Source organism: Paenibacillus thailandensis, assembly GCF_042685365.1.
Lineage (GTDB): Bacteria > Bacillota > Bacilli > Paenibacillales > Paenibacillaceae > Paenibacillus_AP > Paenibacillus_AP thailandensis.
Genome location: NZ_JBHUMY010000006.1, coordinates 487,436 through 510,140, shown reverse-complemented (window position 1 = coordinate 510,140; position 22,705 = coordinate 487,436). Strand labels below are relative to the sequence as shown.

The 22,705-nt window shown below is 51.8% G+C and carries 20 protein-coding genes; 5 read left to right on the top strand and 15 right to left on the bottom strand.

Features of this window, described 5'->3' with window-relative positions; all coding sequences use genetic code 11:
* Positions 1–172: 172 nt before the first annotated feature.
* The 9 genes from cntE to ACFSW5_RS07185 are packed head-to-tail and all read right to left on the bottom strand — an operon-like array spanning position 173 to position 9,451.
* A complete protein-coding gene (gene cntE / locus ACFSW5_RS07225) occupies positions 173–1,357 on the bottom strand; it encodes a staphylopine family metallophore export MFS transporter CntE (RefSeq protein ID WP_379270728.1) in 1,185 nt (394 codons plus the stop codon).
* Positions 1,358–1,407: 50 nt separating this feature from the next.
* Positions 1,408–2,151, bottom strand: a complete 744-nt coding sequence (locus tag ACFSW5_RS07220; RefSeq protein ID WP_379270727.1) for an ABC transporter ATP-binding protein — start codon at positions 2,149–2,151, stop codon at positions 1,408–1,410.
* Positions 2,117–2,959 (bottom strand): staphylopine uptake ABC transporter ATP-binding protein CntD, encoded by an 843-nt coding sequence (gene cntD, locus ACFSW5_RS07215; RefSeq protein WP_379270726.1) that lies wholly within the window; start codon positions 2,957–2,959, stop codon positions 2,117–2,119. Before cntD ends, ACFSW5_RS07220 begins: the two co-directional genes overlap by 35 nt.
* 6 nt (positions 2,960–2,965) lie before the next feature.
* The gene (gene cntC / locus ACFSW5_RS07210; RefSeq protein WP_379270725.1) at positions 2,966–3,859 is read right to left on the bottom strand and encodes a staphylopine uptake ABC transporter permease subunit CntC; all 894 of its coding nucleotides are present in this window, start codon (positions 3,857–3,859) and stop codon (positions 2,966–2,968) included.
* A complete protein-coding gene (gene opp1B / locus ACFSW5_RS07205) occupies positions 3,860–4,792 on the bottom strand; it encodes a nickel/cobalt ABC transporter permease (RefSeq protein ID WP_379270724.1) in 933 nt (310 codons plus the stop codon).
* A gap of 21 nt (positions 4,793–4,813) precedes the next feature.
* Positions 4,814–6,424, bottom strand: a complete 1,611-nt coding sequence (gene cntA, locus ACFSW5_RS07200) for a staphylopine-dependent metal ABC transporter substrate-binding lipoprotein (RefSeq protein ID WP_379270723.1) — start codon at positions 6,422–6,424, stop codon at positions 4,814–4,816.
* 45 nt (positions 6,425–6,469) lie between these two features.
* Entirely contained in the window at positions 6,470–7,771 is a 1,302-nt protein-coding gene (locus ACFSW5_RS07195) for an opine metallophore biosynthesis dehydrogenase (RefSeq protein ID WP_379270722.1), read from the bottom strand.
* Positions 7,768–8,592, bottom strand: a complete 825-nt coding sequence (locus tag ACFSW5_RS07190; protein WP_379270721.1) for an SAM-dependent methyltransferase — start codon at positions 8,590–8,592, stop codon at positions 7,768–7,770. Before ACFSW5_RS07190 ends, ACFSW5_RS07195 begins: the two co-directional genes overlap by 4 nt.
* 25 nt (positions 8,593–8,617) lie before the next feature.
* Positions 8,618–9,451 carry a diaminopimelate epimerase gene (locus ACFSW5_RS07185; protein WP_379270720.1) on the bottom strand — a complete coding sequence of 278 codons (834 nt, stop codon included), beginning with the start codon at positions 9,449–9,451 and terminating at the stop codon, positions 8,618–8,620.
* 273 nt (positions 9,452–9,724) lie between these two features.
* Between ACFSW5_RS07185 and ACFSW5_RS07180 the strand changes: the two genes are divergently transcribed.
* Positions 9,725–10,966: an MDR family MFS transporter gene (locus tag ACFSW5_RS07180; protein WP_379270719.1), complete on the top strand. Its 1,242-nt coding sequence runs from the start codon at positions 9,725–9,727 to the stop codon at positions 10,964–10,966.
* A 156-nt stretch (positions 10,967–11,122) separates the two neighbouring features.
* Here ACFSW5_RS07180 and ACFSW5_RS07175 read toward each other — a convergent pair whose 3' ends face one another.
* On the bottom strand, positions 11,123–12,001 hold the full coding sequence (locus tag ACFSW5_RS07175; protein ID WP_379270718.1) for an SRPBCC family protein: 879 nt from the start codon (positions 11,999–12,001) through the stop codon (positions 11,123–11,125).
* 34 nt (positions 12,002–12,035) lie between these two features.
* Positions 12,036–12,512 carry a MerR family transcriptional regulator gene (locus tag ACFSW5_RS07170; protein WP_379270717.1) on the bottom strand — a complete coding sequence of 159 codons (477 nt, stop codon included), beginning with the start codon at positions 12,510–12,512 and terminating at the stop codon, positions 12,036–12,038.
* A gap of 255 nt (positions 12,513–12,767) precedes the next feature.
* On the opposite strand from ACFSW5_RS07170, the gene ACFSW5_RS07165 reads away from it, so the two are divergent.
* Complete coding sequence (locus tag ACFSW5_RS07165; protein WP_379270716.1) at positions 12,768–13,463, top strand: hypothetical protein; 696 nt, start codon at positions 12,768–12,770, stop codon at positions 13,461–13,463.
* A 296-nt stretch (positions 13,464–13,759) separates the two neighbouring features.
* Here the strand turns inward: ACFSW5_RS07165 and ACFSW5_RS07160 are convergent, their stop codons facing one another.
* From ACFSW5_RS07160 to ACFSW5_RS07145, 4 genes are all read right to left on the bottom strand, one after another.
* Entirely contained in the window at positions 13,760–15,505 is a 1,746-nt protein-coding gene (locus tag ACFSW5_RS07160; RefSeq protein WP_379270715.1) for an ABC transporter ATP-binding protein, read from the bottom strand.
* Between the two features lie 332 nt (positions 15,506–15,837).
* Positions 15,838–16,476: a hypothetical protein gene (locus tag ACFSW5_RS07155; protein ID WP_379270714.1), complete on the bottom strand. Its 639-nt coding sequence runs from the start codon at positions 16,474–16,476 to the stop codon at positions 15,838–15,840.
* 56 nt (positions 16,477–16,532) lie between these two features.
* Positions 16,533–16,814 (bottom strand): hypothetical protein, encoded by a 282-nt coding sequence (locus ACFSW5_RS07150; RefSeq protein ID WP_379270713.1) that lies wholly within the window; start codon positions 16,812–16,814, stop codon positions 16,533–16,535.
* 17 nt (positions 16,815–16,831) lie between these two features.
* Positions 16,832–17,932 carry an IPT/TIG domain-containing protein gene (locus tag ACFSW5_RS07145; protein WP_379270712.1) on the bottom strand — a complete coding sequence of 367 codons (1,101 nt, stop codon included), beginning with the start codon at positions 17,930–17,932 and terminating at the stop codon, positions 16,832–16,834.
* A 236-nt stretch (positions 17,933–18,168) separates the two neighbouring features.
* Between ACFSW5_RS07145 and ACFSW5_RS07140 the strand changes: the two genes are divergently transcribed.
* Genes ACFSW5_RS07140 through ACFSW5_RS07130 form a run of 3 tightly spaced genes read left to right on the top strand, consistent with a single transcriptional unit; the run spans position 18,169 to position 22,666 of the window.
* Complete coding sequence (locus ACFSW5_RS07140; protein WP_379270711.1) at positions 18,169–18,843, top strand: hypothetical protein; 675 nt, start codon at positions 18,169–18,171, stop codon at positions 18,841–18,843.
* 14 nt (positions 18,844–18,857) lie between these two features.
* A complete protein-coding gene (locus tag ACFSW5_RS07135; protein WP_379270710.1) occupies positions 18,858–22,004 on the top strand; it encodes an ATP-binding protein in 3,147 nt (1,048 codons plus the stop codon).
* Entirely contained in the window at positions 22,001–22,666 is a 666-nt protein-coding gene (locus ACFSW5_RS07130) for a response regulator (protein ID WP_379270709.1), read from the top strand. The genes ACFSW5_RS07135 and ACFSW5_RS07130 overlap by 4 nt, the downstream gene beginning before the upstream one ends.
* The last annotated feature ends 39 nt before the right edge of the window (positions 22,667–22,705 follow it).

Here is a 22,705-nt window from a genome sequence, read left to right as displayed (position 1 = left end):
AGCAGTCTATAATGATTCTTATCTGCTGCTTGTTATAGTTTATCATCGATTCCCTCTTTTCATCATGAAGAAATCATGAAGTAAATTTGGCAACTTTGTGAACTCGCATTTTTTTATTATTTCACTCTGTTGGTTAATTATGCATCTGCGGACGGCAATCATACAAAAAAAGCTATCTGGAACCGGCAAAAACGGTGCGCCGATCGTAGGCAAACAGAATCATCGCCGCGCCCAACATTGCACATATCATATACATAAGCGAATAAGAGGAAATATCCGCAATCGGCCCCATCACGACACTTCCCAGCGCAACGCCTAGATCGGCCGTCGCAATAAACAGCCCCATTAAGACGTTGCGATCCGTCTGCGGCAATACAAACGACAAATACGTCGTTAATGTTGGGTAAAGAAGAGCTTGAGCAAGTCCCATTAATACGGCCCCCGCATAAAAGAACGCGGCCCCTCCCGTTAATGAAAAGCTTACGCTTTGCGCCGCCGCAGTGAGGATGACCATAATCCCCATAACAAATAAAGAATGCCATTTGCCGTCCGAAGGAATTTTTTTTCTTAAAACAAAGCGGGCCAATACGACGACCCCGGCCTGAAGCATAAGATAAACGGCCGCGTTGCCGCTTTCGATTTGTGCGGCGTACAGCGGGATAAAGGTTGTCGACGCGCCTAATATTACGGAAGCGATAAGCATCAGAATACTGCATTTAAATAAATGCGGATTTTTGACCAATTGGCCGAAAGACTTAAACACCGCGGTTCCCTGCTCCTTCTTGCCGGCAGACGTTCCCGCATCGCCTTTCATTCGCGCGCTGTACCCTGCCGCTCCCGTCACAATCGCAATGGCGATCATTGCCGCCGTGAAACTATTCATATCTCCCGCTTGCCATATGCCGACAGCCAGGAGCGGACCGAAAATACCCGGCATGGAAGCGCATAAGGAATACATCGATATCCCCTGTGAACGATCCTTGTCCGGCAGCGCATCGATAATGCCGAGCTGCAAGGCCATGGAGAAAAAAGCGGTGCACGCCCCTTGCAGGACTCGGGCGGCGAAATAGCCTCCCAACCCGGTGAACGTGTACAGGAGCAATGCGAATCCATTCACGATCAAGACGATTCGAAGCATTTTGACCGGCCCGTACTTCTGAATCACTTGACCTGCCCACGGCCGAAGCAGCATCGTCGTAGCCAAATACGCTCCCATTATAATTCCGATTGTCGTATTGGTCGCCCCAAGCGACTCGCCCTTTAAAGGAATGATGACATTCAGAATCGAGTTTGCGCTAAAATACAAAAGGGTTAATACATATAACCGCAGAAAAGGCCAAGATAGAGCTCCTCTCACAACGTTCGCTCCTTCCCCCGCTCACTTTTCGTCTACGCATTCCCGTGCGGTTACGCAATGATCATTTGCAGCAATTTTTGGGCATACGGGGACTGCACGTCTTTTAATTGTCCGATCTGGACCGTTTCCTCCACGCGGCCGTCTCGTATCATCATGACCCTGTCGCAAATATAGGCGGCGGCCTGAAGATCATGGGTAATAAAGATATATCCCATGCCGTAAATTTCCCTCAGGCTCTTCAACAGCTCAAGCACTTGGAGTTGGACGGATCCGTCCAACGAGCTGACCGCCTCGTCCAACAGTATGAATTTCGGCTCGGTTGAAACGGCTCTTGCGATGCACACTCGCTGCGCTTCCCCTCCCGACAGTTCGTGAGGGTGCTTATTTCTGAAAGACGGATCCAGTCCGACTTGATACAGCAGCAGATCAATCTTGCTTTGAGCTTCAAGGCGATTCATCCCTTGCAGCTTTAAAGGTTCCGCTATAGCCTGCTCTACGGAAAAAAACGGGTTGATCGAGGAGGTATAATCTTGAAAGACGGCGCTGATCTTTCCTAATCTCGCCTTGCGGTCCGCTACTGTTTTTCCCTCGAAATATACGGAACCGCGATCGGGCTTCTCGATTCCGAGAAGCAGCCTGCCCAGCGTCGATTTGCCGCTGCCGCTTTCGCCGATAATGCCGAGGCACTCCCCCTGCTCGCATTCAAAGCTGATGCCATGCAGCACTTTCTTCCTTCTTCCGGAGAACATTCCGCCCGTTCTATACGATTTCTCCACCCGATGAACGCTTAACAACGCCAACGCCTCCCATGATTCTCTCGAAATGCCGATGCAGCGTCAGCTTCGAGGATGTTAAATAACGGGTATATTCATGACGGGCTTCCGCAAATATCGTTTGGACCGGCCCCCTTTCGACGATCTCTCCGTTCTTCATGACGAGAACCTCGCCGGCGATTTTCCGGACAACGCCCAAATCATGCGAAACGAAAATCATCGTGCAGCCCCTTTCGGTGCTTAATTTCATGAACTGTTCCATAACCTCAAATTGCGAGATCGTATCGAGTGCCGTCGTCGGTTCGTCGGCGATAATGATATCAGGCTCGAGCGCGATGGCCAGCGCAATCATAATCCGCTGCAGCATTCCGCCCGATAGCTGATGCGGATACTGATTCATGATCGCGATCGGGTCCTTCAGCATGACGCTCTCCATCGCCCGCCGCATCACGGCTTCGATTTCGCCGCGGTTCCATCCGAAATGCTGAACAAGCGTTTCTCTGAGATGAACGCCGATTTTGCACGACGGGTCAAAAGCGCGCATGCCGTTTTGCATGATCATGCACAGATGCTTCCCCCGGATTTTCCGCATTTCTTTATCGGAAAGCTTGGCCAAGTTCACGCCGCTCCACACAATGTCTCCGGAGTGGCGGATATTCGCTTTGTTCAATCTCATCAATGCCCTGCACGTGACCGACTTCCCGCTCCCGCTTTCCCCCACGATAGCCAGACAGCTCCCTTCTTTAACCTGAAACGAGCTTCCGGGAACGATCACATTGCCGGAGCGGCTGTCCCAAATCCGCAAATTGGACACTTCCAAAAGATTCATAAACGATTAAGCCACCTCCTTTCGCTGCAGGTCGGCAGCGGTGGCGGTCGCCAATCCTTGAAGCTTCGGCCTAGAGCTCATGAGTTTGGGATTTAAAGCGACTTGAATCGCGTCCGACAAAAAGTTGACGGCCGAAACGACAATGACAATGGCCAATCCGGGCGCGAGCATAAGCTCCGGTCTTGAGAACATGACGGCCCTTGCCTCGTTCAGCATCATGCCCCATTCCGCATGGGGAGCTTGAATGCCTAAACCGAGGAATGAAAAACTCGATAGCTGCAAAATCATCGAACCGAACGCACCGCTTGAAACGACCGCCATATCCGGAAGCGAGGCCGGAACGATATGCTTCGCCATTATTTGGAAATGGCCCGTTCCGATCGCTTTGGAAAATTTCACGTAATCGGCTTCGGCGTATTGCATGACGGACGTTCTGATAATGCGGGCAAACCATGCCCATTTCACGCATACAAATGCGAGCAATATATTCTGAAGACCCGCGCCCAGCATGCCGACCACCGCCAAGGACATGACGTAGCCCGGAAATGAAAGCGTAATGTCGCACACTCTCATGATGAATGCATCCGTTTTCCCTCTGAAATAACCCGATAAAAAGCCTAGAACCGCTCCCATGCACACGGATGCGGCCAGCGCAACGAACACCCACAGGACGCTGGGACGAATGCCGTAGATTAACCGCGATAAAATGCACCGCCCCAGATGGTCGTTGCCTAACAGGTACTCCCGCGACGCGGATGCAAAGCGGAGTTCCATATGGACTTCCTCCGGATCATGAGGCGCCAACAGAGGAGCAAACAGTCCGACGACAGCCGTCATGGCGATAACGGTTAAGGAGAGCGCGGCCAACTTGTCTTTCCATAGGTTTTGGAACAGTTTCATCTAGTGCCCCTTCCTTAGTTTAGGATTTACCGCCGCATTGATCAGGTCGGAAATGGTATTGAACAGCACAAAGGCTGCGGCCAATAGGAGTACGTAGGCCTGTATGATCGGGAAATCCCGGCTTAGAATGGATGTTACGCTTAACGTCCCCAAGCCTGGCCAAGCAAATAGGTTTTCCACGACGACCGTGCTCCCAAGAATGGTCGGTATCGCCATGCCGAACACCGATACGGCTACCTGCATGGAATTTCTTAAGACGTGAACCGCAATGATTTTCTCAGGCAAGCCGCATGCCCTGGCGTACAATACATAATCTTCGTTCATATTGCTTAACATGGAGCTTCTAATAATACGAAAGTAGATACCCGCATAACCGATCGTCATGACCATAACGGGCAAAATATAACTTCGATACGAGTCCATTCCGCTCGTCGGCAGCCAGTCAAGCTTGACGGAGAAATACCAGATCAGGAGCGCGGCCAGCCAGTACGACGGCATGGAGGTAAGCATAAACGCGGCGCCTCTGACCGATTTGTCCAGGACGGTTCCTTCCCGCAGCGCGCAGAGCACGCCCAAGGCAATAGACGCCACAATAATGGACGAAACCGAAACCGCCGTCAGCTTTAACGTATTGAGAAAAGCCGGACCTAACAAGGACCATACCGGCTTTCCCGTAACGAAGGAGCTTCCGAAATCCAGCTGCAGACATGAGAGCAGCCAATCCAGATACTGGATTAGAAAAGGCCGGTCCATCCCGAGTTCCGCTTTTGTTTCCGCAATTAACTGGTCCGTAATTATAGGGACGCCTTGTGCGTGCAATACGACTTCGGCCGGATCTAACGGCGAAAGCTGGTTAAGACCAAACGTTATAAAAGAAATGACCAATAGCAAAGCAACCGACAACAGTGATCGTTTGACAATATAACCGCCCATGTCGTTCTCCCTTTGATTTCTCTACTCAAAGTACATTCGCTCGAACGGCAGCTCGAATTGCGTTTGCTTGAAGGAGACGCCTTGCAGACTTGCCGGAGCAACGACCGTGACGCTTCCGTTCGTAATCGGTATAAAGACGGCCTCGTCATGGACAATCGTCAAAATATCCGCATATAACGATTTCCTTGTTTCCTCGTCTCCTGCCACCGTCGCTTCGTCGATTTTGTTGTAAAGCTCCTCGGCCTTCGCTATGCCGCTTGTCGCATAATAATAGGAAGACTTGGAAGCGAACGCGGCGATCGTGCTTTGCGGATCGTACGCAAGCCCCCACGTTTGATTAAACAGCAGATCATAATCTCCGGCAGCTCTTCGGTTCGCGATGGATGAGGCTTCTTCGCCCACCAGCTCCAGCTGGAGGCCTATCTTTTTTAGCGTGTTTTGAATTAATTCGGCCTCCGTTTTTTGCGAAGAGGAATTGACGTCATAATAAAGCTTCATCGCAAGCGGCTTTCCGGCTTTCAATCGGGTTCCTCCGCCGTCCGGCAAGCTCCAGCCCGCCTCTTCCAGCAGCTCTCCCGCTTTATCCGGGTCATAGCTTCGTTTCTTCAATTCAACGTCGGCATAACGGATATTGGATGAAAACAACGTTTCGGCAACCGTCTCGGTGCCGTTAAAAATTTGGGCGCTAATCGTTTCCCGGTCAATCGAATGCCATATCGCTTCGCGCACCGCGGTCTCGTGTACGGGGCTGTCCGTTTTGCTGCTGTTCGCCACGATCATTTTCGTATTCATCGGTTCGCTTCGAATAATCCGGTAATCGCCGGAATCGGCCAACCGATTCATGGCTTCCACGTCGATGCTGTCCGCGCCGCGATCATCCGTGAAGACGAATTCGACTTCGCCTTTTTGCAGCGCCAGAAATGTCGTCTCTCCTGCAGGAAGAACTTTTGACGTTATTTTTTTGATTTTGGGAGCACCGCCCCAATAATTATCATTGGCTTCAAACACGGCATACTGCTCGGGTTTATGCTCGACGAGCTTATAGGGGCCGGTGCCGTTATAACCGCTAACGCCGTCTTTCGTTTCCCCGTTAATGAAATTTTGGGGGGAGATGAAGACGTATGGCCTGGTCATCGATAATTCAAGCAAAGTCGGATAATAAGGCTCCGTCAGTACGAATTCCACGGTGTACTCATCCACGACGTTGCAGCTCGCGATCTTGGAGGACAACTTGATCCAGGAATGCTTGCTTGCGTTGCGCTGCACAGCTTCTATATTTTTCTTTACCGCTTCCGCGTTAAACGGTTCTCCGTCATGAAAGGTTACGTTTCTTCTAAGATGAAAGGTGTAGGTTTTGCCGTCTTCGGATATTTCCCAAGATTCGGCGAGCAGCGGCTTGATGCCGTCTTTCGTATTCTCGACCAGGGACTCGTACACCATCCCTTGAGCCGGCATGGAGCCCGTATAGAGGTGAGGATTCATATCGTTAAGGTCCTTTGACACGGCGAATACCAGCTCTTCGTTATTATTCGCGGACTCCGCCGTTGCGGCTTCGCCGCCGCCGCCGCAGCCGGCCAGCAGCGTAATGATCGCCGCCAATGCGGACATTAAAGCAGCCAATTTTGTGGTCATGTTCGATCCCCCTGGGTTGTGCCCGTTATTTTCTTTAATTTTCTTTCATATCAATCCCGCTTCTATTGCGCTGCAAATCATCTTTATATCTTCTTCAAAGCTTTGGATAACGAAAGCATCCGATAACCGTTCTCCCTTAAGCGCTTGAGCGGCTTCCTCCAACTTACGCTCGTAGGCGGCAATGAACTTATCGATTGTCGGGCAGCTTACGTCTACGTATCTCGCTATGCCTTGTATGATTTTGATCCGGTAGTAATCTTCCTTGGGCATTCGCGGGATATCCCAATACCCTTCCTTATTAACAAACGTTTGCCGTAAAGGGACGGCAGAGAAGTCAAAGTATTTTCCCTCCCGGTCCGGCTCCGAGAACGGGTCGATCAACAGCGACGCATACCGGATGTACAACAGATACTCTTGATGGATCGGCTCCAAATGAACGAAATTTTCGATATCGCGGCGCGGGAGGCTTTCCGTTCTGACCGGATAGTTATCGTCCGTCATGAATTGAAGCAGATTGACGCCTTTCATGTTCAAACGTTCGATCACGCCCGTAATTTCTTTCCATGCGGTTCGCATATCGCGAATCAATTGCGGCGTGATCGGCCCTTCGGGGAACAATTTGTATACGTATTTCTTGGAAGCCGTCCTGCCGAAGACGACGTCTAACGAAAACTCGTTCATAAACAGCGGAGGGTGAACGTATAAAGAGATGTTCCTCGTTTCCGCTTCGATCGGCGAGCGCATGACCTCCACGGCGATACCCGCTTGTTCATACAACTTGCAGAGCCTATCGACGTTGGGGGATTGGGCATTCGTCGAACCGATGTACACTTTTCTTTTTACCCCGGTCGTGATGACATGACTGGGCGGTTTGTCCTCCAACCGGCGCGTATCGCCTAAATATGTAGAAAAACTTATAATTTCCGCGTCCGCACGTATCCGGTTCATATAACGCCGAATTAAGCTGTTCGAGCCGAAGGTCGGAGAAATCAAGACGATGCATTCGACTTGTTTTAACCGTTGCTCGCCCAATTGTTTCAACACGTCGAGATAAGCATCCGTTGTAACCGATAAAATAACGGTATCCCATTCGCCCGAAACGGTTCCGTATCCGTGAAAGACATCATCGACGAAGCATTCGCCTTCCAGCTGCCGATGCTTATCGTTTTGAACGTCAACGCGAATCCGCCGGCCGCTATCGTGAACCGCCGCAAAAAAAGGTTCGGAGCGGACAGACTCTCGTCCGGCAACGGCTACGCAGCAGTTCATGCGGTTTTTGAGCATGACGGCCAATTGAATGGCAGCGGGACCCGTACCGGCAATTAATACCCGTTTCAAACGACTCATGTAAACCTCCTTCTCTGACCGCTAGCCACCGATACTTTTTTGTACAAGGCGACATCGAACACATGGCCGGGACGCAATACGGTTTCCACAAGCCCCCAAGTTTGCCCGTCCGTCTCTTTCATGGGATAGTTGAAAAGCGACTTCAACCGGTCCCCGTACCTCATGGCTACAACCACTCGTTCTTCGGTTAAAGGATGGAGCTGCTCAAGCATGTCATATTTATTCGGAACCGTTGAACTGAATATGATGTGAGACACATTCTTTAGATCCAGATGGTCGATAGACGAATTTACAAGACGAATGCGCAGTCCGCCGCCTAACCGTTCTACAACCCGGCGTCCTAATTCGACGGCCTCATCATCGATGTCGATGCCTATCACTTCCGCGCCCGTTCGTTTCGCAATTAAGAGCGGCGTCATCGGAAACGAACCCGACCCTACCATGAATACCTTGGAATCGGAGGTAACGTGGAAGCTTCCGAATTCCGATTCGATGCAGGATTCGATATTTTTGAAGTAATCGGTTAGGCCGGCGTTCCCGTCCAGCAGCTTCAGCGCCCGGTATTTCTCCATGATGGCGACGCAACGCGCCGAGACGCTCCTTGCTTCCGCCGCAAGCCGGATAAATTCGTTTGACGCTTGCCGTTCCAGCTGCTCCCAAGCTGAATGATTCCTCTCATCCGTAATGAAAGCAGAATAGCCGTCGATGGTCGTTTCCAGTTCCTTGCTGTATTGAATGGTGCCGTCATACTTCGCGGCCAAGTTCGTAAATTTATCTAAATATTCAGTCAAAATTTGCAGAAACGTTTCCGTCGAGTTCAATCCGCTCGCCTCTCTCCACTGAAATTTAAAGATCGATATAAGCTTGGCCTTGCGCTACGATTCCGACGGTGCCTTCAATTTTCAAGTCCGAGACCTCGTCATTATGACAAAAAGCGGTTACGCGAATCGTGCCGCCGGGCTGCTTAATTGAAGCGACAATAGCTCCTTTCGTCTTCCAAGCCAGGTATGCGCCAATCGATGCCGTACCCGACCCGCATCCCCTTTCCCAAATCATGCTGCCTAACGGCGGAACATAGATAAGCGGAGCCAATTCGCAGGAATCGGGCTTGAACAACAATACTCCGATTAAGCCCGCCCCTGACGTCGCCCCAAGCAGCTTAGCCATTTGTTGAGACTTATCCCGTATGGCGTCGTCGAATCGGTCCGTTTCGATTACAATGTGAAAAAAATCGGGATACCTTACAACGGCAAGGTTTAACTCGTCGCCTTCATATTGAACGTTTTTTTGCTCGATTTTTTTAGGGACGGGCATCGTCACTTCGCACAAATAATCGTCGTTGATTCTTTTCACCTGACAAGCGATTAATTCGTTGGTCCCCGAAGCTTCCAAATGAATAGTCGTCGAATCGTTATGGCTCATCCCCTTTTCGGATGCCATATAAGCGGCCAACGCCATACAGGCGTTCCCGCAAAACTCGCCTCCCGCCATTTCAAGATGCGCAGCGGCTTCCCTCGTTGACGGTTTTTTGATAAAACCGACCTGTTCGGCATACACATGGTCATAAGACATCATTTTTGAAGCAATCTGTACATACTCTTCGGTCCGATGCTCGGTTGTGACAAGAATCGTCATATTTTGCGTGGGGCTGCATTTAACAAAATCGATTTCCCGTTTCATCGCAGCTTCCCTCTGGACCCGTTTTTAACCGGCATGTTCTCTCCCCCTCGATCGTGCTTTTCTCGTAAACCTCCGCTTAGCTATTTCTGTTTAATCGTAATGATTACGATTAATTCGTTTACATCATACCCAGATTTTGGGCCGCCGTCAATAGGTTTCATTCTCTTTCTCGAATCTTGGCACGACAAAACGTCGAGCCGGAAGAAATTGGTTCACAGAACATAAAAAATCGGTATAATTTAAAGACAACTTGACAGAAGGAGCTCATATCTTATGATCGACCGTTGGAGCGCTAACGCCCGTCTCTTTATTCATTCCTATCATCCTATCGTCCATTCTCTGCTCCTCGGAACGATACTTGCCAGAATCGCCAGTTCCATGAGCATGCCTTTTCTCGCGATTTATTTGATGAATCATACCGATTTAAACGCCGGGACGATCGGTCTCGTGCTCGGGGCAAGCGCCCTTGCCGGAACGGTCGGCGGCTTTGTCGGCGGCGCGCTGTCGGATAAATTCGGCCGGCGCAAAATATTGCTCGGAGCGTTGTTCGGCTGGTGCTTGGTTTTCTTCGGTTTCGCCGGGACGCATCATGTGATCTTGCTGTTCATCCTTTGCTTGCTTAACGGATTATGCCGGTCCTTCTACGAGCCCGTATCGCAAGCGCTCATGAGCGATCTGACGGAGAAAGAACGGCGATTCAAAGTATTCTCCCTCCGTTACTTAGCCATTAACATCGGCGTTTCGGTCGGCCCGCTGCTAGGCGCGTTGTTTGCGTTATTGGACAGCACGCTCCCTTTTATCGTGACCGGCTGCATCTATTTGGTTTATGGTACGATGCTGTTTCTGCTCATGAATCGGTTCGGCATCAAGCGGATCGAAGGCGAACGGAAGGGCTCCAGCTTGTCCGCCTCTTGGCAGGCCGTACGGCATGACAAAGTTCTGCGTTTTTATTTATTGGGCGCAGTCGTGACGTCTATGAGCTACTCGCAGATGGATTCGAATCTGTCTCAATATGTCGGCGGCGAATTTGAGAGAGGCGTCGCTTTATTCGCTCTCATGATGAGCGTCAATGCGGTGACGGTTGTCATTTTGCAAGTGCCGCTTTCGAAATGGGCCGAGAAGGTATCCCCTATAACCGGATTGACGGTCGGCGCCTGTTTGTACGCAATCGGCAATGTCGGATACGCCTTTTCGGAGAGCTGGACCGCTTTTATAGGCTCGATGGTCGTCTTTACGCTGGGCGAAATATTGGCTTTCCCGGCATCCAATCTTCTGGTTGACCGGATCGCCCCCAGCGGCATGAGAGGAACGTATTACGGAGCGCAATCGTTGAGCAACCTGGGAGCGTTCATGGGGCCATGGGTTGGCGGTCTGCTGCTCAGCCATTACGGCGGAAGGACGTTATTTCTCGTTATGGCGGCAATCGCGTTGCTTGCCCTCCTGTTCTACCGTAGAGGGGAAGCCGTTCGCGGGCAGACAAGCATTACGGCTAATGAATCGAATGTGCCGGTTTAACGAATTGAATCGCATTCATTTGCGCTAACCGCCAAATAATCGTCTCTTGACGCCGTGACATTCCAGTCGATAATAAAGAACGCCCTTCGCACGCCGGGAACGGCATGCAAAGGGCTTCTCGGCATTCTGAATGGCGCAGAAGAAACGCCTCTTCATTCATACTTCGATGGATAGACTCGTCAAGAGCGATCCCATCCTGTCCAAATTTTGTTTGTTCGCTTCTTCGCATATCGGCTTAAGCTTCTTGAAGTCTTCCCCGCTTTCGAACGTTTGCCGGAAAACGACTTCCGTCCCGCTGCCCGCATCCTCAAAATCCCCAGCCAACGTAAAACGAGGGTTGGATTCATGCCGCAGCACAATCCGCTCCGGACCGATTTCTTGAAACACGTTTCGGTTCGGATAGGACGAACCGTTCGGTCCGTGCATCGTAAACTCCCAGACGCCTCCCGGTCTTAAGTCGAAAGCGTGGAACGTATTCGTGAACCCGTTAGGCCCCCACCATGAGGCCAGAAGGTCCGGCTCGGTCCAAGCCCGGTATACCAAGCTTCTGGGAACATTGAACCTTCTCCTGGACACCAGCTCGAACGTATCCGCGTTATATTCCCCCAGAGATTTTCCAAGAAGGTCCAGCAATATATTCGTTCCATGCTCGCGTTGTTCCGGCGTGTCGTGTCCGTCTAGAAACGTTCCCTGCTCCGTAAAAATCAGCTTCGTGCCATCGCCGTCCGGCACAATCTCAACGGTTGCGACGGATACCGATATCCGGGTTTCTCCTTGGTCCATGCTGTACGTGTATACAAGACGTTCATTCGGGACGATTTCCTGGTAATAAGCGTCAAAGGTATAGACAGGTCCGCTTGAAGGGCCGCCCCGGCTGTATTCCCGTCCGCCGACGCGGAAGTCGAATATCTCGGCAGGCGTGAACCAGCGCGCTTTGGCGCCGCGGTCCGACCACGCCGCAAACACGCGTTCCGGCGCGGCCCGGTAAATCCGTTCAATCCGAAAGGTAGAGTGATTCGTAGAGCGTTGTATCATAAGTTATCTTCATCTCCCCATAGTTAATTAACTGTCATTTATGTTCATTTAAAAAATCTCCGAGCAGATCGAAACGGTTTTCCCAATTCATCCGGCGCTCGATGATATATTTTTCATGCGCCAACCTCATCGATTCGAGCAGTGAAATAAAAGCATCGGTAGAAAGCGGCTCTTGATCGGTCATTCGTTCGGCCACACGCTCGAGTGCGGCCAGCAGCTTCCGCTGGGTTTTAATCGTTTTGCGAACCCTTTCGATTTGAATGGAGACGATTTCGGCAGGCGTATAGGTCTGGCCTTCCAGCAGCGCCTGGATTTCTTCAAGCGATAACCCCAAATCTTTCAGAGACAAAATTTGCTGCAGCCGTCTAATATCGGCTTCGTTATACAACCGATGACCGCTGCCGGAATGGCCTGAAGGCGAAAATAAACCGATCTGATCGTAAAACCGCAGTGTACGGACCGTGAGTCCCGTCAACTTGGCTAGGTCCCCCACTTTCCATTGCTGCTGCATAATCCACTCCTTTCTTTGGCGCTAGCTGATTACCGGCTTCTTAAGTATAAAACGTGACGTAACGTAAGGTGCAAGAGGTCTGCTGCAGCTTTTGTTATCATTTCTTCACCGAACCCCAAGTCCCTGCAATGTGAAGATTTTACAAAGTGAATTGACAAACTAATGACATTAGTTTTATGATATAACTATAAACTAATCTCATTAGTTTTATTTGAAGCGAACACCAATTTATAAGGAGAGGATGGAAGTCTGATCATGACCAACGGAAAAGCGATGCGATCGGAGGAACCCATCAAGTCAATAGTCCTGCCTGCAAAAACTCGCCGTTTCAAGCCGTTCGCTATAGCCCTTGCTATCGCCGGAGTTTTCTTTGTCCTTTATCCCGCTTTAAGACCTTTCTCGGACGAAGCTGCGCTGCAGGGCGCCATTGCGTTCGCTTCGCAAGAATGGGTCGTTTCCCACGTATTGGCCATATTTGCCTTTATACTTGTTACATTCGGGTTTTACGGGCTATACCTCTATGTACAAGGTACCGCGGGCGAACGGCTCGCGCGTAAAGGTCTTGTCTTCAGTTATGCAGGGACCGGCTTGACCTTGCCGTATTACGGAGCGGAAATATTCGGGCTGCGGGCCATCGGTCAAGAAGCGATCCGGCAAAACTCCGATGCCTTGCTTAACCTTGCGAATCACGTCCGTTTCGGACCGGGCTTCGTTCTGATCGTGACCGGGCTTCTACTGCTTGCCGCCGGCTCTGCGATGATTGCGATCGCCGTCTGGAAGTCCCGAATGACGCCAAAATGGAGCGGACTTCCCCTCGCCGCCGGATTCCTGCTCTTCTTACCGCAATATATGGCCGGGCAGCCGCTCCGAATCGTGCACGGGCTTCTGCTTGCCACCGGCTGTTTTTGGATCGCTGTTGTTGTGTGGAGACAGAAGCAGGATCGACGCTAGGTTAAGCCTGCCTGAACGTAAAGCCGCCGTCCTCAACCGGCGGCTTCCGGTTCAATTCAAAAAAGCAGCAGATAAAGATTCGGGAAACACTTACGAAATTAATGCCAGGCTTCTCCATTTCATGTTGTTGCGTTTATGTTCATATGATCCATAGCTGGAGTTGTCAAATAAAAAAAGACCTCCCCCCGGTTTTCCACCCTAAGACAGGTCCCTTTAATGCTTCAATCATGCCTCCTTGGCAAAGCCGAATTTGACCTCAGGGGGCGCGTTTCGATCCGTTTCCTCGATTGAGATAGCTAGGCTTGGTATTCAAATTGTTTGGCGTATAGCTGCGCGTACGTCCCGCTCCGGTCCAGCAGCGCATCGTGCGTCCCTTGTTCCGCGATCCCGTCCTCGGTCAAGACGATAATCCGCTGGGCGGTACGGATGGTTGACAGCCGATGGGCGATGACGATCGTCGTCCGCCCGCGAGACAATTTTTCCAGCGATGCCTTAATAACACTCTCGCTTTCGTTATCCAACGCGCTTGTCGCTTCATCCAAAATAAGAACCGGAGGATTCTTCAAAAACACGCGGGCGATGCTAAGCCGCTGCTTCTGGCCGCCGGACAGCTTAACGCCGCGTTGCCCGATCTCGGATCGGTAACCGTTCGGCAAGCTCATAATGAACTCGTGGGCGTTGGCATGCTTGGCAGCCGCGATGATGTCTTCGTCGCTTGCGTCCGGCTTCCCGTAGCGGATGTTATCCAGAATGGTCCCGTTGAACAAATAGACGTCTTGCAGCACAAAACCGACGTTTCTTCTTAGCGAGCCCAGCTCGATATCGCGAACGTCGACTCCGTCCAACAGCACTTCGCCGTCCGTAACGTCATAGAAACGGGGAATGAGCGAGCACAACGTTGTTTTCCCCGCTCCGGACGGACCAACGATCGCCACGTACTCCCCCGGCTTTACGCGCAGCGACAGGTTCGTCAACACATCGTTCGAACGGTCGCCGTAACGAAACGACACTTGCTTGAATTCGATCTCTCCCTGCGCTTCTGTCATGACGATCGCATTCGGTTTGTTTTGGATGGACGGCTTGAGGTTCATAATCTCCATAAAGCGCTGAAATCCGGTGACGCCTTCCTGCAGCTGCGTGCTCATATGCGTCAGCCGTTGAACGGGCTCGGTCATATAGCCGATACAAAGCAGAAACGTAATCAAGTCCGCCAGATCCAAGCGTTGGTCCGCGATTTGGACGCTGCCGCAAAGGATTACCGTAACCGTAATCAATTGGATGATCGTGTCAAAGCAATTGTAAAAGAGCGCCTCCGCCTTGTACGTGTGCGTTCGGCTCTCGAAGAAGCGGCCATTTTCCCGGTTAAACTTCCCGTTCTCCAGACGCTCGTTGGCAAACGACTGAACGACCCGGATTCCCGCGAGACTATCCTCGGTTTGCGCGTTGACGTCCCCGATCCGCTCTTTGTTTCGGGTCAACGCCTTATTGAGCTTCTTGTTGAAATACAGGGCGAAGTAACCCATAAAGGGCAAAAAACAAAAGACGGCTATGGTCAAGGACGCATTTATTTGGAACAAAATAAAGAAGGCGCCGATAAAGCGTACAAGCGATTTGACATAATCCTCCGGACCGTGATGATACAGCTCGGAGAGCAATAGCAGATCGTTCGTTATGCGGGACATCAGCTGTCCGGTTTTTTGCTTATCGTAAAAATCGAAGGAAAGCGTCTGCATATGCGCGAACAACTCGCTGCGCATATCGCGTTCCATGCGCGCTCCGACTACATGGCCTTTGTAATCGGCATAATAGTTCCCGGCGTTTTGAATCGCGACGAGAATAAGCATAAGTCCGCCGACCATATACACTTCCGTAAGCGCGCCGCCGGTAAAGTCTTTGGCCAAAACTTCTTTCGTGACGTACCTTACAAGCAGCGGAAAGAGCAAGCTTAAAGCCGCTGCGATGAACGTGCAGGCCAATACCGACAGAAACAATCCCGAATAAGGCTTGTAATAAGATACAAATTTTCTTAAAGAAAATCGCATACTATACCCCTTTATGTGATTAATAAAAGCCACATATAAGGGGGCACGCTGTGAGCGCCTTAATTAAAGCGGTCCACCCTTATACGCTTGGATGGGGTGATTCGACCGTGTTCTCATGATCGTTGCCTCCTTGCCTGTTTGATACCTCCATTGTAGTGGATCTCCGCCGCAAAAATGTGCCTTTTTTAAATAAATTGGTTTATTCCCATTGGCAGGAAATCGTAAACGCGCTCCGGATCCGGCGCGCGTTTTGGTTGGCAGCTTCCGCTGCGGTATAGGTTTATCACGGAATCGCAGGACCGGCTTTGCAGCCGGCGAATCGATATTGCCGTTCAGGCTTGAGCCGCTTCCCGATGCCCATGCGCCAGCAATGATGCGGCAGCGAATAGCAGGTAAAAAGATGGCGTAACGCCGGCGGACCGGCATGCGGCAACAAAATGGAGAAGCACCGGATCGACTTCGTTATTTCCGCTATGCGGGAATCCCCATTGCTGCGGATCCTCTGCATGTGTCAGGGAAGCTGTCAGCGTGCGCCAATCCTCTTCCGTTTTTACGGACTGCAGAATGTCTGCAAGCCCTTTTCTTGCCCGAATGAGCTCGGAGAAGAACCAGAATATTTGTGCGACCGTAAAACCGTAATCCCGCAGTTCCTCCCTCAGCTGTTCCACAAACGGATGTCGCGCGTTTCCAAGCACATGGACGGCCGGACCCGGTCGATGCGCCTGCATGGCGATTAGCGCTTCGGACAGCAGCTTTGCGGCAGCCCCTCCGTTATCGGCCGTACCGGGTTCCGAAGCTGCTCCCTGTCCGTTTCCTTCGAGAACGTTGCGGGCAGACGCTTTTTCCTTTAAGATACTCCCAATTTGCTCCAGCATTTTTATCGCGCTCGCATGCCCGTCGATCCCAAGCGCTTCTTTACGCGCTGCAAATCGTTCGTGTTCGAACTTGGCAAATAATTGCGTTCCCAACATGAAAGCCCGCCTCCATTTCGTTCGGATTCACTTTGTGCAATTCGTGTCGTTGTTTTTTAATAATCGGTCCAGACCAGTATAGGCCATGAACCTTCGTTACGGACCGTAATAAGCGCTCCTTTGGCTTCGCTGACGTCGATTTTGGTTGTTGCCCCCGGGTCCAACGAAACGTTGTGATCGTGCTGGCAGCATAGCTCGATATGCCACAGACTTTCAGTGGGATTGCTATGATTGTTGTCATCGATGTAGGATTCGATCGTCAAGTAAGTGCTTAAACCTACGGGTCTCGTCGAGAAAACGTGCTGCTGCCCGCCGTTCAGTTTATATTGGTCGCTCATCGGGATGCTCCTTTACCTTAAATTTTGGATTGCAGCTTACCGTCCTGGTTCTGGTCCGGGTTCGATTCCGCATCGTTGTTGGATTGCACCGTGAAACGGTCGATATATTGGATCGGCGTTATCGCCGTCATCGAACTGACGCTGGAAGGATCGTCATTAAAGTAAGACTCCTGTCCGGCTTTCGGAACCCTCTTCAGGATCAGCTGCTCGTAAATTTGCCAATAAAGATAATGAGTTTGACCTTTAAAATGCACTTCGGTCGTTTTCGTTGTTTCTTCCGAATAGGTTTGTTCGTCCACCTGCGTAAAATGGAGCGTGTGAGACATCTCGAACGTAAAACCGAGATCGTCCGTCGGCTGCCCCGAGTCGGCCGCCACTGCGGTTGTAAGCTCGACCGGCGGTACTTCCGGCTCTCCCAGATCTCCCCCGATATGCAGACCGAGTTCGGCCTGGATGCGCTCCGTAAACGTCTGCTCTTCCGTTGAAGAGTGATGGTTAATAATACCTTGCTGAACGGTTACCGTAACATCCGTATCCTCTCCGAAAAATTGACGGTCGGTCATCTTCCAGAAGCGCTTGCGCGTTACAACATAATGGTCGACCTTGTTGTCGCGATCCTTTTTATATGCCTGCATCTTGGCATAATCGTCCGGATCATGGTACGATTGCAAATCCTGCCAAGGAAAGACGGGATCGTAGACCCGGTCGAAATTCCCCGGCTGAATGACGAACTTTCCGACCACTAAATCGGCGGACCGCTCGGGCGGGAACGTATCGGCATCGGTCATCAGCGGCGGATGCGCCTCGTTGAACGGCGGGTATGCTGCAAGCGACTGCTCCTCCGCATCCGCTGCCAGCAAAGCGGACAAGACGCGGAAGGAAGTCTTGCTTGCGGCGATCGTTCCTTCAGGCGTTTGCACCGTAATTTTCCCTGTCGTCGCGCCTGCGGGCACCTTTGCCGTCATCTTCGTGCTGCTAATAAATTTGACGTTGGCGGAAGAAACCGCAACGCCGTTGAACTTGACCTTGGAACCGCGTTCGAACTCGGATCCGTACAAGGTAACCACGGTGTATTCCTTCCCTGATGAAGGAGTAAATCTTGTAATGCTGACTGCCATCGGTTAGATCATCCTTTCCTCCACAAAGATTAACTACTGACACTTCCAACTATACGGGTCCGGAAGTCATGCCGCCTGTCGTAAAAGTCATGCTTCGGTCACGAAAAAGTCATAACATGCCGCAGGCAAGCGCTCGAAATGCTTTCAAATCCAAAATACCCGTTTGTTGTCTCTCAATCTGAATTTCTATATAATGAAATTGTTAGTTAAAATTAATAGATTAGGCAGGTGTTGCTATGGAACAATCGTTGCGGCAGCAAATTTTACAATTTGCGCTGGATCGTCTGCAGACCGGCGACCTCTTCTTCCTCAAAGGCAAATGGAAGGAAAGCCGGCTGATCGAAATGATTGAGAAATCCCCTTGGTCGCACATCGCGATGGTGGTGCGGCTGCCCGAATTTCAGGAACCGTTGCTGTGGGAGGCCACGCCTCTGGATGACCTCGAAGACGTCATCATGCACAAGCATAAGAAAGGTCCTCAACTCACCCTGCTCACTCAGCGACTTCACGCCATGCAATCCATTTCCAATTTTGCTTTCCGTAAGCTTGAAACCGAGCGGACTCCCGAGATGAACGCGGCTCTCCTCCGTTTTATCGGCGACGTTCACGAAGCGGTATTCCCTGACGACCGGACGCTCCTCTCCGAAGTTCTGGAAGGCCGGGCCAACGTCAAGGCTCCGTACGATAACTTCTTCTGCAGCGAACTCGTGGCCGCGAGCTATATCGCGATGGGGCTGCTTGGGGACGAGCGCGTGCCTAACAGCTATTGGCCCGTCGATTTCGCCGAACCGAACCAGCCGGCATTGCTCGGACAGGCCAAACTCGGCGAACAATGGATGCTGCTGCACAGCGGAGAGCGTTATTTCATCGAGGCAGCGCTTTCACCCGCCAAATTGCCGGTATCCGGCTGAGAAGCGGCGGGAGCATGCAAAGAGAGTTCTTTCGGCTTAAAGGAATCTTTCTTTGTTTCCTGTGCGCATTGCTGTCGGGGTGTTCGGCACAGAAGCCGGCTATTTCCGACCGTCCCGTTCTCGAGTACGGTCAAGTCGACTTGTCTTCGTGGAATTTTTCCGAGGACGGGCCGTTTGCGCTTGACGGCCAGTGGACCTTCTATTGGCAGCAGTATATCGCGGCAGACGGAAAATCGGGCGGCGGCGCGGCGGACGATCCGAACGTCACCGTCCAAGTTCCCGGGTATTGGACTTCAGTCGAAAGCGGCGGACGTCCGCTTTCCGGTACCGGTTATGCATCCTACAGGTTAAAGCTGAAGCTCCCGCCCGGCGGCGAACGCCTTGCGCTTAAAATCGACCGGATCTATTCTTCCTATAGGCTGTTCGTGAACGGAGAGCAGCTTTATGAGATGGGCAATCCGGGCAAGTCCCCAGCGGAAACGGTTACCCGCTACTCGTACCCGCACGTCATTGCGCTGGACCGGTTAGAAGACGCACAAGAGCTCGATCTCATCATCCATGCGGCCAACTTTACATATACGAAGGGCGGAATCGACCTCAGCGTAGAGCTTGGGACGAAAGATCAGCTTGAACGTATGCAAGACAATGAACTTGCCGTTGATCTGTTCATTTTTGGCGCCTTATTGCTGATCGCCGTTTATCACTTCGCCTTCTATTTGCTGCGGCGGCGCAAGAATGTTTCGGCGCTCTACTTTGCACTGATTTGTCTTGTCATTGCCGTCCGAACCCTTTGCGTGCACTCCCGCTATGCCATTCAGCTGATCCCGGCTTTCAACTCGGAACTGTTTCCGAAGGTGACTTTCCTCACGGCCTATCTCGCTCTTCCGCTATGGGTCATGTTCGTTCAGAGCCTGTTCAAGCCGTATATATCCGTCCGAAGCGTTCGTATCGCGCAATACGGCTGCTTGTTGCTGTCGATTATTGTCATTGCCGCGCCGTTTCGGTGGTTCGATCGGACACTTGTGCTGTTCGGGGCGCTCTGCCTGCTGCTTATTCCCTATATGGCCGCCGGAATTGTTCGTGCCTGGCGCAAGGGGGTAGAAGGAGCAAGGCTATTCCTGGCCGGGTTCGGCTTGTACATGCTTTTTGCCGTTCACGATCTGTTTTCGCTTGTTTCCTTGTCCCAGTACGGCACTCTCCTCTTCGTATTTATCCAATCGACGATACTGGCCTCGCAATTCGCCCGGTCATTCACCGAGGTCGAGCGGCTGTCGGACAAGCTTCTCGTGCTGGACAAACTGAAGGACGAATTTCTGGCCAATACGTCTCACGAGCTCAGGACGCCGCTTAACGGCATGGTCGGGATTACCGAATCGCTTATTGACGGCTCTGCCGGTCCTCTGCCCGAAGAAGCGGTGAAGCAGCTTCGGCTCATGAAATCCAGCGGTATGCGTCTTACTCATCTCGTCAACGACATTTTGGATTTCTCGGAAATCAAGCACGGCTCCGTACTGCTTCGCCCCGTTACCGTGAATGTGAGCGAAATGACGGAAACCGTCTTCCTGCTGCTCAAGCCGCTTGTGTCCGGCAAGTCGCTCGAACTGCTCAACGAGGTGCCGCCGGATTTGTTCGTTACCGCCGATGAAGGTCGGTTGCAGCAGATTTTAATCAATCTGATCGGCAACGCCATCACGTATAGCGAGCATGGAACGGTTGCCGTTCGGGGGTATCGCGGCGGAGGGTTTGCCAGTATTGAAGTGAGGGACACCGGCATAGGCATACCGGAGGATCAACTCGAATATATCTTCGAATCTTTCGGGCGCGTGGAGCGTTCGCTTCACAAGAAATACCGCGGAACCGGGCTCGGGCTTGCAATCACGAAGAAGCTGGTTCAACTGCACGGCGGCCAGATCGGCGCGGAGTCTTCTCCGGGTGCCGGATCCGTCTTTCGGTTCACGCTGCCGGCAGCCGGCAAACCGCAGATGAATCGGATGCACTCGGCCGCTGCCGCGGCGCTTGTTCAAGCGGATGCGATTGAGTCGTCTCCAAGGCCGGGGAACGGCTTGTCTTCGAATGCCGGCGATAAACCGATCATTCTGATCGTTGACGACGATCTGATCAATCTGCAGGTGTTTTACAACTATCTTCATTTCTCGTTTCCCGACTATCAGGTGATCGAATCGGATAACGGTTCGGAAGCGCTGCAATGGATCGATGAAGGGTTGAAGCCAACGATCATTCTCCTAGACATCATGATGCCTCATTTATCGGGGTACCGGTTTTGCCGGGAAGTGAGACAACGTTATTCGGCCGCCGAAGTGCCTGTCCTGTTTCTGACGGCGAAGCATCAAATCGAAGATATTACGGCAGGCTTCGCGTGCGGGGCGAACGATTATATGATTAAACCGGTCGAAAAAGGAGAACTGCTCGCAAGGGTGAACATGCATTTAAAGCTCGCGCAATGGAACCTGCAGCTGGAGAAAGAAATTCAGGAACGCACCCTTCTTCTTCATGCCTCGTACGAGGAAACGGCCGCCGCGCTAGCCGAGAAATCCGTTCTGGAGGAGCGCAGCCGCATCGCAAGAGATATTCACGACAACGTCGGACACGTTCTGACGGCTACGATCATTCAGATCGAAGCGGGAACGATGCTGCTTGAGCATGCTCCTGCGGAAGCGGCGGCATTTTATGCGAAAGCCGGCGAGTTGGTTCGCCTAGGCTTGAATGAAATCCGGCAATCCGTCCGGATGCTGGGAAGCGATCTGGACCGTTTAGGCCTGATCCCCTCCCTGCTCAAAATGATCGACGAAACCAAGAAAAACGGCTTTGTATCGTTCGACTATGAAATCGACGACAACCTTCCTCCTTTGAACCGCCAGCAGCAAACGGCTCTTTTTCATGCGCTCCAGGAAGGCATTACGAACGGGATCCGGCACGGCAGATGCCGTCAATTCAGGTTTGAACTGCGATTGCTGAACGATACGCTTTCGTTCACCCTGGACAACGATGGAACGCCTTATGAGAACAAGCCATTCGGCTTCGGTCTAAAGGCGATGGGCCGGCGCGTGCGGGAAGCGGGCGGGCGCCTGGAGATCGGCCATACGGGCGGTGCCGCCTGCAGGCTGAGCATTACGATGCCCTTGCAAGGAGTTATACCATGAGTAAAATATCCATCCTAATTGCTGAGGATCAGTCTCTCATCCGGGAAGGACTGAAGACGATCCTGCAGCTGCAGCCCGACTTTGAGGTGGTTGCCGCTGCCGAGAACGGCGAACAGGCGCTTTCACTCGTCCGCTTGCATCAACCGCGTCTGGTGTTGCTCGATATCCGAATGCCCGTACTGAACGGGATCGAGGCGGTCAAAATTATTAAACGCGAATACCCCGATACGGTTGTTGTCATTCTGACTACCTTTGAGGATGAAGCTTATATCGTCGATAGCCTCGCCCTTGGCGCTTCTGGTTTTCTGCTGAAAGATCTGCCTATGGAACGGTTGATCGCCTCCTTGCGCGATGCGGTTCGAGGCGAGCTTTCGCTCCCTTCCTCCGTTGCCGCCAAGCTTGCGCAGAAATTGCGGAAGCTGCAAGAATCTGCGGAGCAGCCCGCTGCGGCGCGGGAACTCAATTTGTCAATGAGGGAACTGGAAGTCGCCCGGAGGATCGCTCAGTACAAAAATAACCGGCAAATCGCGGACGAGCTGTTCCTGTCGGAGGGCACCGTCAAAAATTACGTCAGCATCATTTACAGTAAAATCGGCGTTAACGACCGAATGAAGGCCGTGCATTTTTTGAAACGCCTGCTCCATGGCGAGCCTCAAGCTTAATCGTTCCCGAACACACTCTTATTTTGAGAAGGAGAATCA

Bases quoted from the DNA above. Each gene is read 5' to 3' on its own strand.
- cntD (WP_379270726.1), bottom strand. From the start codon at position 2,959: ATGAATCTTTTGGAAGTGTCCAATTTGCGGATTTGGGACAGCCGCTCC.
- cntC (WP_379270725.1), bottom strand. From the start codon at position 3,859: ATGAAACTGTTCCAAAACCTATGGAAAGACAAGTTGGCCGCGCTCTCC.
- opp1B (WP_379270724.1), bottom strand. From the start codon at position 4,792: ATGGGCGGTTATATTGTCAAACGATCACTGTTGTCGGTTGCTTTGCTA.
- cntA (WP_379270723.1), bottom strand. From the start codon at position 6,424: ATGACCACAAAATTGGCTGCTTTAATGTCCGCATTGGCGGCGATCATT.
- ACFSW5_RS07195 (WP_379270722.1), bottom strand. From the start codon at position 7,771: ATGAGTCGTTTGAAACGGGTATTAATTGCCGGTACGGGTCCCGCTGCC.
- ACFSW5_RS07185 (WP_379270720.1), bottom strand. From the start codon at position 9,451: ATGAAACGGGAAATCGATTTTGTTAAATGCAGCCCCACGCAAAATATG.
- ACFSW5_RS07180 (WP_379270719.1), top strand. From the start codon at position 9,725: ATGATCGACCGTTGGAGCGCTAACGCCCGTCTCTTTATTCATTCCTAT.
- ACFSW5_RS07175 (WP_379270718.1), bottom strand. From the start codon at position 12,001: ATGATACAACGCTCTACGAATCACTCTACCTTTCGGATTGAACGGATT.
- ACFSW5_RS07170 (WP_379270717.1), bottom strand. From the start codon at position 12,512: ATGCAGCAGCAATGGAAAGTGGGGGACCTAGCCAAGTTGACGGGACTC.
- ACFSW5_RS07165 (WP_379270716.1), top strand. From the start codon at position 12,768: ATGACCAACGGAAAAGCGATGCGATCGGAGGAACCCATCAAGTCAATA.
- ACFSW5_RS07160 (WP_379270715.1), bottom strand. From the start codon at position 15,505: ATGCGATTTTCTTTAAGAAAATTTGTATCTTATTACAAGCCTTATTCG.
- ACFSW5_RS07155 (WP_379270714.1), bottom strand. From the start codon at position 16,476: ATGTTGGGAACGCAATTATTTGCCAAGTTCGAACACGAACGATTTGCA.
- ACFSW5_RS07150 (WP_379270713.1), bottom strand. From the start codon at position 16,814: ATGAGCGACCAATATAAACTGAACGGCGGGCAGCAGCACGTTTTCTCG.
- ACFSW5_RS07145 (WP_379270712.1), bottom strand. From the start codon at position 17,932: ATGGCAGTCAGCATTACAAGATTTACTCCTTCATCAGGGAAGGAATAC.
- ACFSW5_RS07140 (WP_379270711.1), top strand. From the start codon at position 18,169: ATGGAACAATCGTTGCGGCAGCAAATTTTACAATTTGCGCTGGATCGT.
- ACFSW5_RS07135 (WP_379270710.1), top strand. From the start codon at position 18,858: ATGCAAAGAGAGTTCTTTCGGCTTAAAGGAATCTTTCTTTGTTTCCTG.
- ACFSW5_RS07130 (WP_379270709.1), top strand. From the start codon at position 22,001: ATGAGTAAAATATCCATCCTAATTGCTGAGGATCAGTCTCTCATCCGG.